Raw genomic sequence first — 13,427 nt, 5'->3', positions numbered from 1 at the left:
ACGGGTGATACTACGAACGGAGAAGTTACGGACGTATGATACCTCTCGCGTTACCTACACCAGAGGTTTTGGGGAGGTTATGCCCTCATAAGATTGTAGAGTGCGGTGCAGGCCAAGGCATCTGGCTGGACATACTAAAAAGGTCAGGCGTTGATGTTATAGGTTATGATCCTCATCCAAGAGGGCCGGGTGTCCTTCGGGGTAACCATCTCGATCTTGCCAAGCATGGTGATAGGCTGTTGCTTGTTGTATGGCCACCGGATGGCACGGACTTGTGGGAATGGATAAACGTATGGGGTGGCCGAAACATCGCAATCTGCGGTAACCCACTACGTTTCCGCTGTCCAGATATCGTGGAGTCTTATAGAGAAATGCTTCCGGTAGGCGGCAAAGGTCAAAGTTATTTTATCCTCGGAACCGTCTAACAAGACCAAGAACCAAAAGACCTGCACCGAAGAGAGGCAATGCAGCAGGCAGAGGCACAGCAGAGAGTGTTACATTATCGATATCCCAATGCGTACAAGTAATACTCAAACAGCCAAAATATTTATCCCCGATTTCTCCTTCGATTGCGGACAATAGCGAAATAGTAAACTTATCAAGGTTAGAGAAAGCGGACCCTAGTTCATAAGTGTTTGGCAAGTCACCGCTTGAGAATAAAGTGGTCGCCACGGCGATACCATCACGCTCTCCGGAGAGTTTCACGTCTTGATACTCAATAGTGTTGCAGTTGCTAGGACCAATATCGCACTTATACAGTCCTGCGCCGCCTAAGATCGGAAAGAAATCAAAGCTATAAGCGTCAAAGCGACCGGCCATGGTGAATACTATTTCTGAGGCAAAAGCTGTTGCTCTGTCATCCATGTGTGCGGTGCCTGGATTGTGATGGGAACCGAGCGCCAGACCCGAAGTAGTAGCAGTTATTCCATCTTCGACATAAGTCGGCGTACCGCCGAACTCATAACCCAAGTCGGTGAATGTCATAACACTGGCAGCGGACGCGCCAAACGGCAGCATACAGAGAATAAAAGCGAGTATTCGTATCATAGTCAGCCCTCCCACAGGTTGAGTAAGCATAAGTATGAAGCTCCAAAAGAGTCAATTTAATACTAATTTATGGTTAATATTCTGCAGGAGTTAGGCGGCCTAGCTAGAAACCGCTTCACATGTCTTTTGCAGATATATAACCTTTGATAGCATCTTTGTAGGCTCAACCGCTGGCACTAAAATATATGTATACGTCCAGCCATCACTGAGATTTGCACGCATATGAGCGTCGCCGCACGTTTTGTCCAGGTACTTGTTTAGCCTCCATATAGTCGGACTATAAACATGTTCCTTCAACAGGCGCTTCTCGGGCCGTGTTTCGGTCAACTCAACAAGAAACATATGTGATTTGCTTGCTGTATCTTTCATCGAGGAAGTTATCGAAGCACCTGGTACAAGAGATTTCGGCTTTGGCATCCTTTGCCAATTAATCGACGGGTCAGCAGATTGATAAAAGGAAACCGTTTGCTTTGACTTTTGGTCGACAGTGCAAGCACTCAATTGCAGAAAAAGAAGAGCAATGAGAAGGCGGTTCATGATCTGTCGTGAATGTGATGGAAAGTCAAACCTCTTGTGCCCATGCGGAAATGATTGTGGAAAAGAACAGGGTGCTTCAAGTATTGGCTAATTTCTCCGCGTCTTCACAATTTGCAGGAGTTACCGGCAATTCTCTTCGTATGCTTTCCTTAAACCCTATACCATAAAAATTCATAATAAAATCGTATCCGAGCTCTCGAAGGTCACTGTAGTAAGGGCTATGGCATATTTTAGTCATTTCTTTTAGAGATGCAGAAATTCCCACAAGCTTAGCCTTGGAGTGTTCAGCTACTGGAACCTTGTTGGCGTCAATATAAACAAAAGTAACTAGGCTATTATTGCGCTGTTCAACACGCTGAACTTCAATTGGGAACACGGTAAACGGAAGACCAGCATTTGCCTCTTCGAGATATTGATTGACTAAATTGGAGCCTTGGGTCGCCGTAGTGCAACTGGCAAGGACTAGCCCAAAGAGTATAAGCAAGAGTTTCATTCTCTCAAATTAGCACAACCTATCGGGTAAATCTATTTGAGATTTAGGGTTGTTTTAAGATTCGGTTACATACTATCATGAGTATATGTAGATTTACGGGGTTGAGTATGAAGTATTTTGCAGTGCTGCTGAGTTTTCTCGTATTGGTGGGGTGTAATACAACCGGGGACCAGCCAGTAGATATTTCTGATGTTAACCTCAATAGCCCTTATTCGGTGGGTTGGCATATCACAAATAGTGAACTGTGTGGTTATTTCCTCGGAGATAGTGCAAGCGTGCAGAAAATTAGTGCGGTCAAAGACCTATACGCGGGAAACTCGCGATTTAAAAACGGGTATGACCTAAACCATAATTTAATAAATGCGGGCGGTATTACGAATTTGGGGGGGTGTGATAGATCAAGAGCTGTGGTTGAAGCTGTTTATAGCGAGCGTTATCCAGCAATGACGTCTGCTGCGTCAGTTCAAATCAAGTATGGTAATACCAGATATTATCTAGATGTAAGTTGGAAAAATGTCATTCGTTTCAGAGACGTTTATCCTGTCATGGTTAAGCAAGAAGGGCGGGTCAGCTCTGTAAAATCCTTCACAATTGCGGGAGGAAAAACGTGTGACGCTATTTTTGAAACCCACAATGAGGGCAAAAAATGGGAAATCAATTGTACCGATGGAACAAAGGCCGGCGGTACACTATGGACACGCGGTATAGGTTTAGGTTTTCAAGGCTCTGGCATTGACGAGGCAGGGAATCCAATAGAATTCCTGATGTTACCAGCACCCGCAAAGAGCTAGAATTTCTTGTGGAAAATGGCGGGGTTTTTCTATGCGCGGTCTTAATGTCATTATGAGTAATCCGTTATTCTTAAGGGCACGTCGATTGATGATAAATGAGCTTGGCGAGTACTTTTTCTGTGTCTGTGTCAGGCACCAGGTAAAAATTGAATTTCCAGCCACTCATTAGCGCGGTACGAGTCGAAATGTCTTTGCAAATTTCGCTTATTGTTACATACGCCGACGCAGCTGCAGGGCCAAACGCCTTTGTGCCAAGATCTTTCTTTGCCTCGTCAGTAGCGGTTAAAATCACAAGGAAGTTCTTCTCCATCTGGTCGGGGTCATTAAATACTGAGTGAATCTCGGCGTCTTTTCCCGTAGAAAGGGGAGATTTTAAGGCACTCCATGGAAAATCACTGCTTAGTCTTGGGTGAGGGGCGCCCTTTGGGAGCGCCGCTAGCTTTGGAGGGGTAGCGTCTTGTAAGGGCGCTGTGCCCCCGTTTCCTTTGGGACCGCAGGCGACTAAAACTAACGTAGCGAATAATATTAAGTGTTTCATGTCTGCAATATAACAACTCTTGCGCGGATGTATTGAGGAAAATATAAGTTGTTTTGAAATGCGCTCTCGCACTATCTTAAGTAAAAATTGGTTTATGGAGTTGCGTATGAGGTATTTTGTCGTTCTGCTGGTTTTGGCCTTACTGTCCGGGTGCGTTACAACAAATCAAAAACCGGTTGATATATCTGACGTTGACCTGAATGATCCTTACACAGTTGGTGTTTGGTTTGCTTTTAGCAATTTGTGCGAGAAGCATCACGGTATTGCTTCTGAAAATGACGCGGGTTTAGCTCTCTTGAACAAATACTCTTTTGATGGCCGCTTCATGCAAGGTCTTATGGTCTATGACGATGTATCGAGCGATGACGCAATAAAAAGCTCTAGACAATGCTATAAAGCAAAGGCCGCGGTCGAGGCAGCAGCGGCAGCTTTCACCCATCAATACGTACTTGATCTCGCCTGGGATAGTCTGCTTGAGGGCCGCAAGGTTCACTCAGTATTAGTAGAAGAATATAGCAGAGCGAAGATTGTGAAACAAACTACCCTTGTGGCCGGAAAAACCTGCAGCATGATTCTGAGATATGGTCGGCAGGATGGAACGGATGATTGGGAAATTAAATGCACTGACAGAACAAGTGCAATCGGGTTTCTGGATGTCGAAGGGGAAAAATTTCATGGAACCGGTTGGGATAACAATAAAAACAAAATTGATTTTATTATCCAAAAAGCCCCTGCCAGCTAGCAGATTGCTTCCTGTAAAATGGGCCTTAATTCGAAAATGGAGGAGGTTGTCTACTGGTAGGGTTGTTAGCGTGACCTGTCTGCCATAATTCCAATAATGAATATAAAGGCCAACGGACCGAAAAACAATACGACAGCTTGTAGTACAGGCCACCCCCATCCGTAGATCGCGCCTGTTACCCCTGCTACCGTACCAATAACGGGGATGTAAGCCAGAAAAAGACCAATGAATGCAGAAAAAACCCAATGCCAGCCGAGCCAGTATTCTACACCAGCCATGATTGCCGCAATCTGGAATACGCCCAGTAGAAAATAACCGAAATATGCTGCAGCGCCCATAAGCACAAGAATACGTGTAGCAAATGTCGCCTGTGTCCTGATTTCAGTGTTTGAACTGGTATCTATAAACTTAGGGTCTCCTGCCTTAAAAACACAGAATAGAAGTAGCAGTAGATTTATAATGGGAAGTAAAAATAACAATCCCCACCAGATGGAGATGCCGGCGCTCCTTAAGCGGAAGCAAATAGCTTGAACAAGAAGGTACATCAAAATTATGTTAGACCCAATTGCCACTAAACCAAAGATTATCTGGGGGCCGTAAGTAGTTTGAAATGTAAGTAGTTCTGCTAGGAAATTAATTGCCAAAAACAAAACAACATACCAGATAAGCCGATACAAAAACGGTAGTCGGTCAAGGGTTTTATCGTTATTGCGAGCTACGGATATGGATGTTAGCGCAGGCACAATGCCGATTGCTAACAAAATTAGGACTTGCCAAGCACCAGTACTCATAACGCCCCTCATTGGAAGTAGTAGTACCCAAACTATAGCACGCAATACGGATAAAGCGTGTTGAAAATGGAGGTTGTTTTCTACTACATTTGCATACCATCTACGGTATAATGGACTATTCAACATCACAAAATTGGCGAGTGAAGGGATAAAATAGTGGCTAACGAGAATCCTCCTAACTTTCAAATAGGGCTACCTCTGGTTCAGTATGAAATCGAGCGTGAGGTAATTCATCAACGTGTAAAAGATGGATATGTCAACGCAACCGCGATGTGCAAGGCTGCAGGCAGACAATTTAACGACTACGCCCGATTAAAGACCACCCCTCTATTTATTGATGAGTTATCGTCCGAAACGGGAATTCCCGTTTCGGGATTGGTGCAAAGCATCAAAGGTGGTGTGCCGACTATGCAAGGAACTTGGGTGCACCCACAAGTAGCTATACATTTGGCGCAGTGGTTATCGCCGAAATTTGCTGTTCAAGTGACGCAATGGATTATGGATTGGATGTCTGGAAAAATTCCAGGCGGTAACCTTCCGTACCATCTGCGCCGCTATATGGCAAATATGGGCAATGTTCCTAATGGGCATTTTTCAATGCTTAATGAAATGACGGTAGCCTTGATAGCGCCTCTTGAACATATGGGGTATGTCTTGCCGGACAGTATGGTCCCTGACATTTCAGAGGGTAGGATGTTTTCTAAGTTTCTTCGAGATAATGGGTACGACCCGGATAGCATGCCTCAATATAGCCACATATATGAAGATGGAAGGGTAGTGACCGCCCGAGCTTATCCAAACAATCTTTTACCAATGTTTCGTCGGCACTTTGCCGAGGAATGGATGGCCAAAAGAGCATTAGATTATTTTGGCCCTCGAGATCAAGCAGCTCTACCTTTTCTTGAAAACCTCCTAGCCCTACCGAATTATAGAGATATCGCGGGATTTCTTGAGTAAGACGAAGATTAAAGGCGGCACAAATAGGCAAATCAGGGCGGTTCTCAGGAGTCGCCTTTTTTATTGGAGAACCGATGCTCTCTTGTGCTCCTTTTTAGTTGGTACATTCACTTTTGGCTGGAAGATATGCTTAAGCGAAGTTTTCCATTCTTTCTTCCCATGTCGTCTCAACCTCCATACCGTTATCCTTCCTGTCTAGCCAGTCATCCATGTGGGTTCCGGCGCACGGCCAAGCATTAACTGACACTTCACGCATTTATTTGTCCTTTCCAAGAAGTTTTCTTAACTGGTTGCCATTGCGTAGGGCTTTCAGTAATGGTCCTTCAATAGTCTTGTTTCTTTAGCAGGTAGATGACATCTGCTAACCTCCCGTGCATGCTGTCAGTACGACTATTTCCTATACAAGAATTGGGCTTTCGGGCACCCTTAAGAAAGGCGTATTCCATCCTCAAGGCATTAGAAATATTGTAATTGGGGAGAGCAGATCATAAAGGCAAACGAGCATGATTGCAGTCATTTTTGAAGTATATCCACATCCTGAGCACAAGCAGCAATATCTGGATATTGCAGCGAGCCTGCGTCCTGTGCTTGAGGAAATCGATGGATTTATCTCTGTTGAACGGTTTCAAAGCCTAACGGACGAAACGAAAATACTATCCTTATCCTTCTTTCGCGATGAAGCGGCGGTCGAGCAATGGCGCAATAAGTCCAAGCATCGTAACGCCCAAACAGAAGGCCGCGCCTCGGTTTTCAGAGACTACAGAATACGTATCGCCAGCGTAATACGGGACTATGGCATGAATGAACGTGACGAAGCGCCAGGCGACAGCAAGGCCGAGCATATTAGTTAGTTATGTAAAAAGATAAGGGGAGCCGAAGCTTCCCTTTTCAAGTCTCCATTAAATGACGGTCAAACGTCGTGACAAATTGCATGGGGGCGATACCCCGGCACATCTATATTTTCATCCAACACTATATCAGTCTCCGCATAAAAGCACTCCTTACCGGACCGCGTATCCCAATCAGGCCGGTAATAATACCATGTCCTAAGAACAGAAATGAGCGGTAGCGGAGGAAATGATGTTTTTGCCGCAATCACGGGCTGCTTAAATTTTGTGTCGGTCATGATAGCCCCCTTAACATTTCGGGCAGATCAGCAAGGAACCTTTCCTTAGCCTTTTCGTATTTACTGGCATCAAAGACAAAGTGGTTTTCTACCATCTTTGCCAAGCCTTCTGGTGTGGTCGGAGTGCTTGAAAAATAGTCATTTAGATACTGGCGACCTTTTTCTAACTGACGATTATAGTCTGCTTCCAAAGCATCTATATTGAGTGCCTCCTTAGCAGTCTCACGTTTTGCAATAACCTGGTCCAAACCTTTGTGATATTTAGCAAATTCTTCATCGATGTCTTTCTGGGTACCCCGCGCATTGTTAAAACCCTGCCAAGCCTTTCGGCATTCGTCCAATTCCTCATGGTTCGAAACCTTACCATATTTGAACTTATATTTACCGGAAGGTAATTCCGCCTCTGCAAGATCAAGGCAATCGCTCGCAACCATTTCAATCTGTTCCTGTGTCTCATAGGCGTCCCATAAGACTAAGGAGGGGTCTATCGCTACGGGGGAGGAACGCAAAGGCACCGTTGCTAGCGGAATAAGGGCGACTCCCTTTAAAGCAGTACGTCTATCAAGGTTTACGGAATTGGTCATGATAACCTCCCGAAACCAACAAGGTCTTTAATGAAAAGCGCCAGATAGTCGGTATCGTTAACCCACTCGCAATCAAGTATGGTCTTTAATCGCAGGCCCGCACCCTCGCCAGTTGTCGGGCGTTCGGTCATAACTGCAATTTCTAGCTCCAGATCACGGGCGAGCGCCGCGTCAAGGCGGGCTTCAAGGTTAGCAAAATCATCTTCCGAAATATCAGTGTTTTCCGTTTCTTCTGCTTCGTCAATGAGTCCATCAACAATTGGCTTGTGCGCTCGCCACTCACGCCACAGGCGCACCGCGCGGTCTTTAGGCGGTGCGGCTAGTGCTTCATCACCATTTGGAAGCATGAAAGGGATTAGCGGAAGCGGTGCAGCACCCTTAAGTGCAGAACGTCTATCGTAATTTACGGATTTCGAGTCTATATGTAACTCAGTCATGGCCTAGCTCCTTGTGTAAGCTCGGTTGTGATTAGGGCTGGGTTGGTGTTGAAGCACCTCCTGGCCCGTTTTTATTGCAAAGCATTAACTTGCAGTATAGGCATAATAATCGTATAATGCTTATAATGTCAACTTATACACAAATAGTTATCTTGCCAGTCCAACTCCGTATGGCCCGTGCTGCCCTTCAAATGACTGTCAGGGAACTCGGCAGCTTGTCCGGAATACACGCTACCACCGTTAGCCGCATCGAAACCGAGCAGACGAAACCGCATAGGTCATCAATGGAAGCTTTCGCCAAAGTATTTCGGGAAAGGGGTTTATTGTTTGTAGCTGGTGACGATCTTGCTGGTCCAGGCGTTCGATTAGCCAAGGACAAGGAAATAACTTAAGCGCAATTCGCAAGGGCCGTTCGAATGGCGTATGCCAGTAAATTTTTCAACTTTGTGACAATGAAAGACATTTAAGAAACAATGACGCGCGTCGCGACAATCACTGAGGCTAATATTAGGCGTGTTATGAACGCAGCACAAAGCTGCGACCTAATCATTACCGAATGTATAATAACCGCAAAAGAAGTGCGGCTTGTATTTGGAGAGACTAAAGAAAAGGAAGAGAATAGTTATAATAACAAATTGGAGCCGTGGCCGGAATAGAGACCTGGTAGTCGAAGAGATTTCGTTATAAGAAATATTTTCACTCTGGAACAATAGGAACCAAACGGAGGTGATTTTGAAGTTTTGGAGGAGATGAGGGCTAAATTTGCGGAAAAATAACGATGGCTGAAGTGGATGCTTCTATAAGCATTTTGAGTAGTTAAGTTAAAGACCAAAAGAAGCGTTTAAAAACTTCGTAGCAAGATTTCTTGCTATTTCGATGGTCAATTCGTAACCTTTCGCTTTTCCCTCATTTTTTACTTTTGCCCAAACGGTTTCATTGCGAACGGCATCAAGGAATTCGTGACCGTCCCAGGTCAAGCCCTTCACCATAATATGCCCGGGCCCATAATCTCCGTGTGGTTCTACTAACCCCCCATTAACGCAGAGCCACAAGTGATAGAAAGCGACTTGTGGTTCTATCTCGTCAATTATTGGTTCGTTCTCAGTATACAAGAAAGCGTATGAGCCGTTAATGTCATCGTCATTTTCGATAGCGAGCAAAATACTTCGAACTACTTCAATATCCCGTTTCATCGCTTACACCTATTTCTCTAAATACGTAGTGGAAGATAAATACATCAACATAGATTTGATTAGTATTTTGTATTCGCTTATCGCAGATTATATCAATCAAACCTCTGGCTGCCTTCGAAAAAAATTTTTATGAAGGCTTTCAGTCAATATCCGAAGAGGCTACTTTCTCATTGGTATTTGTTTAACAGAAGTGAACATCATGAGTAAAAGCAAGACCTTCAGCAGAAAAGAGCTTTATGATCTCGTTTGGTCTAAGCCAATGATTTCGCTTGCCAAGCAATTTGGCCTATCTGACGTCGGATTGGCTAAAGCATGCAAGAAAGCAAACATCTCCAGACCACCTAGAGGTTACTGGGCGAAACTCGCCGTTGGTAAAAGGGTTAGTCAACAGCATTTGCTGAATCGAGAGCCTGGTATGTCCAATGAAGTGACGATTGGTGGCTCTCACTATGACAACCATTACGACCGTCGAACGGATGCAAAGATACTCAATTCCAATCCTATCCCACCTACTTTCGATGAGACAATTGATGAGGTTAAGGCGAAAACAGAAGCACGCTTCAAGAAAATTACGATGCCTAGATTTCCGGAAAACGCACACCACGTAATTCGTAGACTTTTGGAGAAGGACGAGGAAAGACGGGCCAAACATCTTGCATCATCTTACCCATTCGATTGGGACAAACCGATATTCGATGAGCCTTTTGAGAAAAGGCGGCTGAAAATTCTTAATGCCATTTTCACAGCGCTTGAAATAGCCGGGATGAAACCGACTATTCGCAATACGAAAGCCCGTGAACTTTCAGTTCAAGTTAATGATACCATTGTAGAAATTTGGCTTGAGGATACTTCTGTAAAGCCCAAACGATACACAAGAGATTCGATTGTGCCAAAGGGAAAGACTGGCAACTTATGTCTTGTAATCTTTAGAGGCGGCCCTGCTGAGAACATCCGACGATTTTGGGAAGATAATAAGGAAGATGGGAAACTTGAAAAGCGTCTTCGGGATATAGTCGTTAGTATAATTGTCGCTGGCGAAGAGCAATATCGTGAGAGTTGTCAGTGGCGCTATAAGCGGGACATTGAACGTAAAGAAAGCCTCATTAAGGAAATCCTAAAACGCAAGGAAGAAGCGGCACGAAAAGAGCAGGATCGGAAGGTCGCTATAGAAGAAGCTCGGATTGACCGCCTGCTATCGGATGCTGATGCTATGCGCAAAGCTTCGGAGATCAGGCAGTATATTGATAATGTTATTACGCTGTGGAAAGAGAGAAAGATAGGCGTTGCATTTGAGGAAATTACTCGTTGGAAAAGCTGGGCTGAAGCACAAGCGGATAGAATTGATCCGGTAAAATCAGGGAAATTCCTTGAATCGTTGTCTAATTTAAACAAGGAAAATTAATCTGCTGATTAGAATGGAGATTAAGCCGCCTGCTTAATAAAGCTGCATTGCTCTTGAATGCCGAGGGTATTACTGGTGTGGGTAGACTTTTGAACTTTTAAAACAGTATGCTTTGCAGCAAGAGGATACTCGTGGCCCTATTCAGCGTAATATTTCCTGAAATTATATGGAAAACCGCATTTAGACCGTTAGCTGAGGGAACTTCAAAAAGGGCATTATTGTTATTTATTTACCTGGTTCGGTTGCGTTGCTTTTTAAATCCAGCACCTTGTTTTCGTTGGTCTCTTCTCTAATAGGATTTTTCGAACTTTCTTGGTTCATAGTCTTGTGCTTTCCAACCGGTTCACTTCCTTCGCTTTCAAAGTCTGTAACAGGTAAATAAGCAAAATATAAGCCGACTATGGCAATCGCCAACATAATTGCAAAACCCACGCCCTTTAGTATTGTAAAAAACGCACTTCGAAACGATTTGAAGAATGCTATCTCTTTGTCAATTCTATAAATTTCCTCCTGCAATGCTTGCATTGAAGAAATGCTTCCGGGGGGAATTATTTCAGTTGAAATCGAAGTATTTCCTTCAAATTTCTTTGTATACTGTTCAGATGCGTCACTATCAAGATCTGCGATCCAAAGAAGAAAAAGCGGCTTGCCTCTTTTCAAGTGAATAACGTGCGGACCAGCATTAAATACAGCAAATACAAGTTTTCCCTCGTAGCCTGGATCAACATGAAATCCTGATATATTTATTAGGCCTTTAAACTTAATCTTAGCTTTCATCGATATTAGTCCCAAACAATTTTTGGGAATTTTTATTTTTTCTTCTGTCAACAAAAACGCAAATTGACCAGCAGGTATTGTAAAACCCTGCTTTTCTTCAAGTTTTATTACTGTAGATTTGCTTTTATCCGGATCGTGACCATGCGGGGTAATATATACTTCGGTCCCCATTCTAAGTTGGTAAGCTGCACAATCGATGGGATCGGCACTATAATCTTCAAGTATATTATTAAGATTGGCTTGAAGTTTATCACCACTCCAAAACGTCATGAATCCCTCTTTCCATCAAACTACCGATTATGAAAAATATTTCTTTCCTTAACCGATGCGAGACGATTACGTGCTTCATCTGGCAAATTTATCTTTAGTATCGGCCCTTGATTGAGGGTCGCGAGTAGAATTTCTTGAATACATTTAATCATTTCTTTTCTAAATGGATATGATTCAAGATGATCTACAGATTCACATGCTTTTGAGAGCTTGCCGACTATTTCAACAAAAGAAAAAATAAACGAAGGTTTAGTTTTAGATGAATGGGATTTCGTTTCAAACTCCTTTAAACATCTTTTTTTAGCCAATTCGGGTAGACTGCTGCCCAAGTCAACATTTAATGTATTTGCTGTCGAAAGAGCTATAATAAAGCTATCTACAGCTGCCTTATTAAATTTCTCTTGGTCCTCAGAATGTAATGCTTCAACAAAATATCCTGCATATTTGGCAAAATGCAGTGCATAATGGTTCATACGTTGTTGAACGCTAAGCGAACATATATCCTTATGATAAATACTGTCGTGCTCCAATTGTTCTTTTTGAAGCGCAAAAAGTTCTTCTGCGGCATTTCCAATTGGACTTAGTTTCAATAAGTTTGTCATCATTAAGCCTCCATTGTTGCAGCTACGACTTCATTACATAGAGATTGTAATTCTATTACAAAAATAAAAGACATTTGCCCTGACTCATCCAAAGTTTCTAGCGTCGCTCCATTCTGTCTAAGGAAGACTTGATTTCCGTCAGTAACCAGATATCTCGCTGGTAACGTGTTCGGTGTAATTTCTGGGTGTCGATTTTTAATCGTCTTTAAAGCAACTTTAATTCTAGCCACAGAGACTCCGAAAGATAGCAGCTTTGCTAGCGCTCTCAAAATCACAATATCGCCGAAGCTGTATTGGCGTGCTCTCCCCCTACCTGGTTTGTAATTCAAAGACGGTGTTAATACGTCACTTCGGCATAAATAATTTACCATCGTGACGGTCAGACCACTAAGACGTGCCGCGTCTTTGACATAGTATGCATGTTCTATTATCATTATTATAGTTTAGCTCACAACTATAATAAATACTAGAGAATCTATCTCAACAAGCAAGCTAGTCATTTTAATGCCGGTGCTCGAAATAGAAGTAGCAGGACACTTATTGGTCACTTGAAAAAATAAGGGCCTAGCTGTAATAAGCTAAGCCCTTGAAATTGTTGGTGGAGCCAGACGGGATCGAACCGACGACCTCTTGAATGCCATCCAAGCGCTCTCCCAACTGAGCTATGGCCCCACAATTGCGAAGTTGCCTTCGCAAAGGATTTCGGAAACTATGCCGAAGCCTCGTAACTTTCAAGCCAAAAATGCATTGGCCTGAAAATCAGGTCTCATCATCGCCTTTGGGCGCGATGACAACGCCGGACAAATCATCATCTTCTTCATCATCATCCGGAAGATCAACCGTATCCGGGTCAATCAGATCTGTGTCCGATTCCGTTTTGTTGGCAAGTTCTTCTTTCCTTTTTGCCGCTGCCGCAGCAATCGCTTTTTTCTCAGCGGCAGACGGGCCCGCGTTACGCCTGGGCTTCAAGAGCCGTTCGGGAACATTCTCTGCACCGCAAACAGGGCAGACAATTGGATCCTTTTTCATATCATAGAACGGCTTCGTACAGGAGCTGCACCGATGCTTTTCGCCCCATTTCGGATTTGCCATTAAATACCTCATATCCTTAAATTTATGCTGAACCTCTATCCGGGCCCA

The 13,427-nt window shown here is 43.8% G+C and carries 18 protein-coding genes and 1 tRNA gene; 6 read left to right on the top strand and 13 right to left on the bottom strand.

Going from position 1 to position 13,427, the window contains the following annotated elements; all coding sequences use genetic code 11:
• Positions 1–405: 405 nt before the first annotated feature.
• Together NBZ79_RS00580 and NBZ79_RS00575 are read right to left on the bottom strand one after the other, a co-directional pair.
• On the bottom strand, positions 406–1,047 hold the full coding sequence (locus NBZ79_RS00580; protein ID WP_251934521.1) for a VPLPA-CTERM sorting domain-containing protein: 642 nt from the start codon (positions 1,045–1,047) through the stop codon (positions 406–408).
• Positions 1,048–1,660: 613 nt separating this feature from the next.
• The gene (locus NBZ79_RS00575; RefSeq protein ID WP_251934520.1) at positions 1,661–2,077 is read right to left on the bottom strand and encodes a hypothetical protein; all 417 of its coding nucleotides are present in this window, start codon (positions 2,075–2,077) and stop codon (positions 1,661–1,663) included.
• A gap of 107 nt (positions 2,078–2,184) precedes the next feature.
• Here NBZ79_RS00575 and NBZ79_RS00570 point away from each other — a divergent pair, with 107 nt between their 5' ends.
• Together NBZ79_RS00570 and NBZ79_RS00565 are read left to right on the top strand one after the other, a co-directional pair.
• Positions 2,185–2,868: a hypothetical protein gene (locus NBZ79_RS00570; RefSeq protein WP_251934518.1), complete on the top strand. Its 684-nt coding sequence runs from the start codon at positions 2,185–2,187 to the stop codon at positions 2,866–2,868.
• A gap of 596 nt (positions 2,869–3,464) precedes the next feature.
• Positions 3,465–4,148, top strand: a complete 684-nt coding sequence (locus NBZ79_RS00565; protein ID WP_251934516.1) for a hypothetical protein — start codon at positions 3,465–3,467, stop codon at positions 4,146–4,148.
• Positions 4,149–4,213: 65 nt separating this feature from the next.
• Here the strand turns inward: NBZ79_RS00565 and NBZ79_RS00560 are convergent, their stop codons facing one another.
• Positions 4,214–4,939: a hypothetical protein gene (locus NBZ79_RS00560; protein ID WP_251934515.1), complete on the bottom strand. Its 726-nt coding sequence runs from the start codon at positions 4,937–4,939 to the stop codon at positions 4,214–4,216.
• A gap of 156 nt (positions 4,940–5,095) precedes the next feature.
• On the opposite strand from NBZ79_RS00560, the gene NBZ79_RS00555 reads away from it, so the two are divergent.
• Positions 5,096–5,896, top strand: coding sequence for a KilA-N domain-containing protein (locus NBZ79_RS00555; protein ID WP_251934513.1), 801 nt, complete (start codon positions 5,096–5,098; stop codon positions 5,894–5,896).
• 130 nt (positions 5,897–6,026) lie between these two features.
• Here NBZ79_RS00555 and NBZ79_RS19545 read toward each other — a convergent pair whose 3' ends face one another.
• Complete coding sequence (locus NBZ79_RS19545) at positions 6,027–6,152, bottom strand: hypothetical protein (protein WP_256470262.1); 126 nt, start codon at positions 6,150–6,152, stop codon at positions 6,027–6,029.
• A gap of 247 nt (positions 6,153–6,399) precedes the next feature.
• Between NBZ79_RS19545 and NBZ79_RS00550 the strand changes: the two genes are divergently transcribed.
• The gene (locus NBZ79_RS00550; RefSeq protein WP_251934511.1) at positions 6,400–6,747 is read left to right on the top strand and encodes an antibiotic biosynthesis monooxygenase family protein; all 348 of its coding nucleotides are present in this window, start codon (positions 6,400–6,402) and stop codon (positions 6,745–6,747) included.
• Positions 6,748–6,806: 59 nt separating this feature from the next.
• On the opposite strand, the gene NBZ79_RS00545 is transcribed toward NBZ79_RS00550, so the two are convergent.
• Genes NBZ79_RS00545 through NBZ79_RS00535 form a run of 3 tightly spaced genes read right to left on the bottom strand, consistent with a single transcriptional unit; the run spans position 6,807 to position 8,043 of the window.
• Positions 6,807–7,022 carry a hypothetical protein gene (locus tag NBZ79_RS00545; protein WP_251934510.1) on the bottom strand — a complete coding sequence of 72 codons (216 nt, stop codon included), beginning with the start codon at positions 7,020–7,022 and terminating at the stop codon, positions 6,807–6,809.
• Entirely contained in the window at positions 7,019–7,606 is a 588-nt protein-coding gene (locus NBZ79_RS00540; RefSeq protein ID WP_251934508.1) for a hypothetical protein, read from the bottom strand. Before NBZ79_RS00540 ends, NBZ79_RS00545 begins: the two co-directional genes overlap by 4 nt.
• Entirely contained in the window at positions 7,603–8,043 is a 441-nt protein-coding gene (locus tag NBZ79_RS00535; protein ID WP_251934507.1) for a hypothetical protein, read from the bottom strand. Before NBZ79_RS00535 ends, NBZ79_RS00540 begins: the two co-directional genes overlap by 4 nt.
• A 116-nt stretch (positions 8,044–8,159) precedes the next feature.
• On the opposite strand from NBZ79_RS00535, the gene NBZ79_RS19620 reads away from it, so the two are divergent.
• Complete coding sequence (locus tag NBZ79_RS19620) at positions 8,160–8,435, top strand: helix-turn-helix domain-containing protein (RefSeq protein WP_420854554.1); 276 nt, start codon at positions 8,160–8,162, stop codon at positions 8,433–8,435.
• Positions 8,436–8,864: 429 nt separating this feature from the next.
• Here the strand turns inward: NBZ79_RS19620 and NBZ79_RS00530 are convergent, their stop codons facing one another.
• Positions 8,865–9,236, bottom strand: a complete 372-nt coding sequence (locus NBZ79_RS00530) for a DUF2513 domain-containing protein (RefSeq protein ID WP_251934505.1) — start codon at positions 9,234–9,236, stop codon at positions 8,865–8,867.
• 199 nt (positions 9,237–9,435) lie between these two features.
• On the opposite strand from NBZ79_RS00530, the gene NBZ79_RS00525 reads away from it, so the two are divergent.
• Positions 9,436–10,638: a hypothetical protein gene (locus NBZ79_RS00525; protein ID WP_251934503.1), complete on the top strand. Its 1,203-nt coding sequence runs from the start codon at positions 9,436–9,438 to the stop codon at positions 10,636–10,638.
• Between the two features lie 225 nt (positions 10,639–10,863).
• Here NBZ79_RS00525 and NBZ79_RS00520 read toward each other — a convergent pair whose 3' ends face one another.
• The 5 genes from NBZ79_RS00520 to NBZ79_RS00505 all read right to left on the bottom strand — a co-directional run bounded on the left by NBZ79_RS00520 (position 10,864) and on the right by NBZ79_RS00505 (position 13,379).
• Positions 10,864–11,685, bottom strand: a complete 822-nt coding sequence (locus NBZ79_RS00520; RefSeq protein ID WP_251934501.1) for a dCTP deaminase domain-containing protein — start codon at positions 11,683–11,685, stop codon at positions 10,864–10,866.
• Positions 11,686–11,705: 20 nt separating this feature from the next.
• On the bottom strand, positions 11,706–12,290 hold the full coding sequence (locus NBZ79_RS00515) for a hypothetical protein (RefSeq protein ID WP_251934500.1): 585 nt from the start codon (positions 12,288–12,290) through the stop codon (positions 11,706–11,708).
• The gene (locus tag NBZ79_RS19615; RefSeq protein WP_476749715.1) at positions 12,290–12,658 is read right to left on the bottom strand and encodes a hypothetical protein; all 369 of its coding nucleotides are present in this window, start codon (positions 12,656–12,658) and stop codon (positions 12,290–12,292) included. The genes NBZ79_RS00515 and NBZ79_RS19615 overlap by 1 nt, the downstream gene beginning before the upstream one ends.
• 225 nt (positions 12,659–12,883) lie before the next feature.
• Positions 12,884–12,959: transfer RNA gene (locus tag NBZ79_RS00510), tRNA-Ala, on the bottom strand.
• An 87-nt stretch (positions 12,960–13,046) separates the two neighbouring features.
• Complete coding sequence (locus tag NBZ79_RS00505; RefSeq protein WP_251934498.1) at positions 13,047–13,379, bottom strand: TIGR02300 family protein; 333 nt, start codon at positions 13,377–13,379, stop codon at positions 13,047–13,049.
• Positions 13,380–13,427: the final 48 nt, after the last annotated feature.

It is taken from the genome of Sneathiella marina, assembly GCF_023746535.1.
GTDB lineage: Bacteria > Pseudomonadota > Alphaproteobacteria > Sneathiellales > Sneathiellaceae > Sneathiella > Sneathiella marina.
This window is presented reverse-complemented; position numbering and strand designations above follow the sequence as displayed.

What these genes read in the sequence shown, in the direction of transcription:
- NBZ79_RS19620 (WP_420854554.1), top strand. Translation starts at nt 8,160, where the DNA reads ATGCTTATAATGTCAACTTATACACAAATAGTTATCTTGCCAGTCCAA.
- NBZ79_RS00550 (WP_251934511.1), top strand. Translation starts at nt 6,400, where the DNA reads ATGATTGCAGTCATTTTTGAAGTATATCCACATCCTGAGCACAAGCAG.
- NBZ79_RS19615 (WP_476749715.1), bottom strand. Translation starts at nt 12,658, where the DNA reads ATGGTAAATTATTTATGCCGAAGTGACGTATTAACACCGTCTTTGAAT.
- NBZ79_RS00535 (WP_251934507.1), bottom strand. Translation starts at nt 8,043, where the DNA reads ATGACTGAGTTACATATAGACTCGAAATCCGTAAATTACGATAGACGT.
- NBZ79_RS00560 (WP_251934515.1), bottom strand. Translation starts at nt 4,939, where the DNA reads ATGAGTACTGGTGCTTGGCAAGTCCTAATTTTGTTAGCAATCGGCATT.
- NBZ79_RS00565 (WP_251934516.1), top strand. Translation starts at nt 3,465, where the DNA reads ATGCGCTCTCGCACTATCTTAAGTAAAAATTGGTTTATGGAGTTGCGT.
- NBZ79_RS00530 (WP_251934505.1), bottom strand. Translation starts at nt 9,236, where the DNA reads ATGAAACGGGATATTGAAGTAGTTCGAAGTATTTTGCTCGCTATCGAA.
- NBZ79_RS00515 (WP_251934500.1), bottom strand. Translation starts at nt 12,290, where the DNA reads ATGATGACAAACTTATTGAAACTAAGTCCAATTGGAAATGCCGCAGAA.
- NBZ79_RS00525 (WP_251934503.1), top strand. Translation starts at nt 9,436, where the DNA reads ATGAGTAAAAGCAAGACCTTCAGCAGAAAAGAGCTTTATGATCTCGTT.
- NBZ79_RS00575 (WP_251934520.1), bottom strand. Translation starts at nt 2,077, where the DNA reads ATGAAACTCTTGCTTATACTCTTTGGGCTAGTCCTTGCCAGTTGCACT.
- NBZ79_RS00545 (WP_251934510.1), bottom strand. Translation starts at nt 7,022, where the DNA reads ATGACCGACACAAAATTTAAGCAGCCCGTGATTGCGGCAAAAACATCA.
- NBZ79_RS00570 (WP_251934518.1), top strand. Translation starts at nt 2,185, where the DNA reads ATGAAGTATTTTGCAGTGCTGCTGAGTTTTCTCGTATTGGTGGGGTGT.
- NBZ79_RS00580 (WP_251934521.1), bottom strand. Translation starts at nt 1,047, where the DNA reads ATGATACGAATACTCGCTTTTATTCTCTGTATGCTGCCGTTTGGCGCG.
- NBZ79_RS00505 (WP_251934498.1), bottom strand. Translation starts at nt 13,379, where the DNA reads ATGGCAAATCCGAAATGGGGCGAAAAGCATCGGTGCAGCTCCTGTACG.
- NBZ79_RS00520 (WP_251934501.1), bottom strand. Translation starts at nt 11,685, where the DNA reads ATGACGTTTTGGAGTGGTGATAAACTTCAAGCCAATCTTAATAATATA.
- NBZ79_RS00540 (WP_251934508.1), bottom strand. Translation starts at nt 7,606, where the DNA reads ATGACCAATTCCGTAAACCTTGATAGACGTACTGCTTTAAAGGGAGTC.
- NBZ79_RS19545 (WP_256470262.1), bottom strand. Translation starts at nt 6,152, where the DNA reads ATGCGTGAAGTGTCAGTTAATGCTTGGCCGTGCGCCGGAACCCACATG.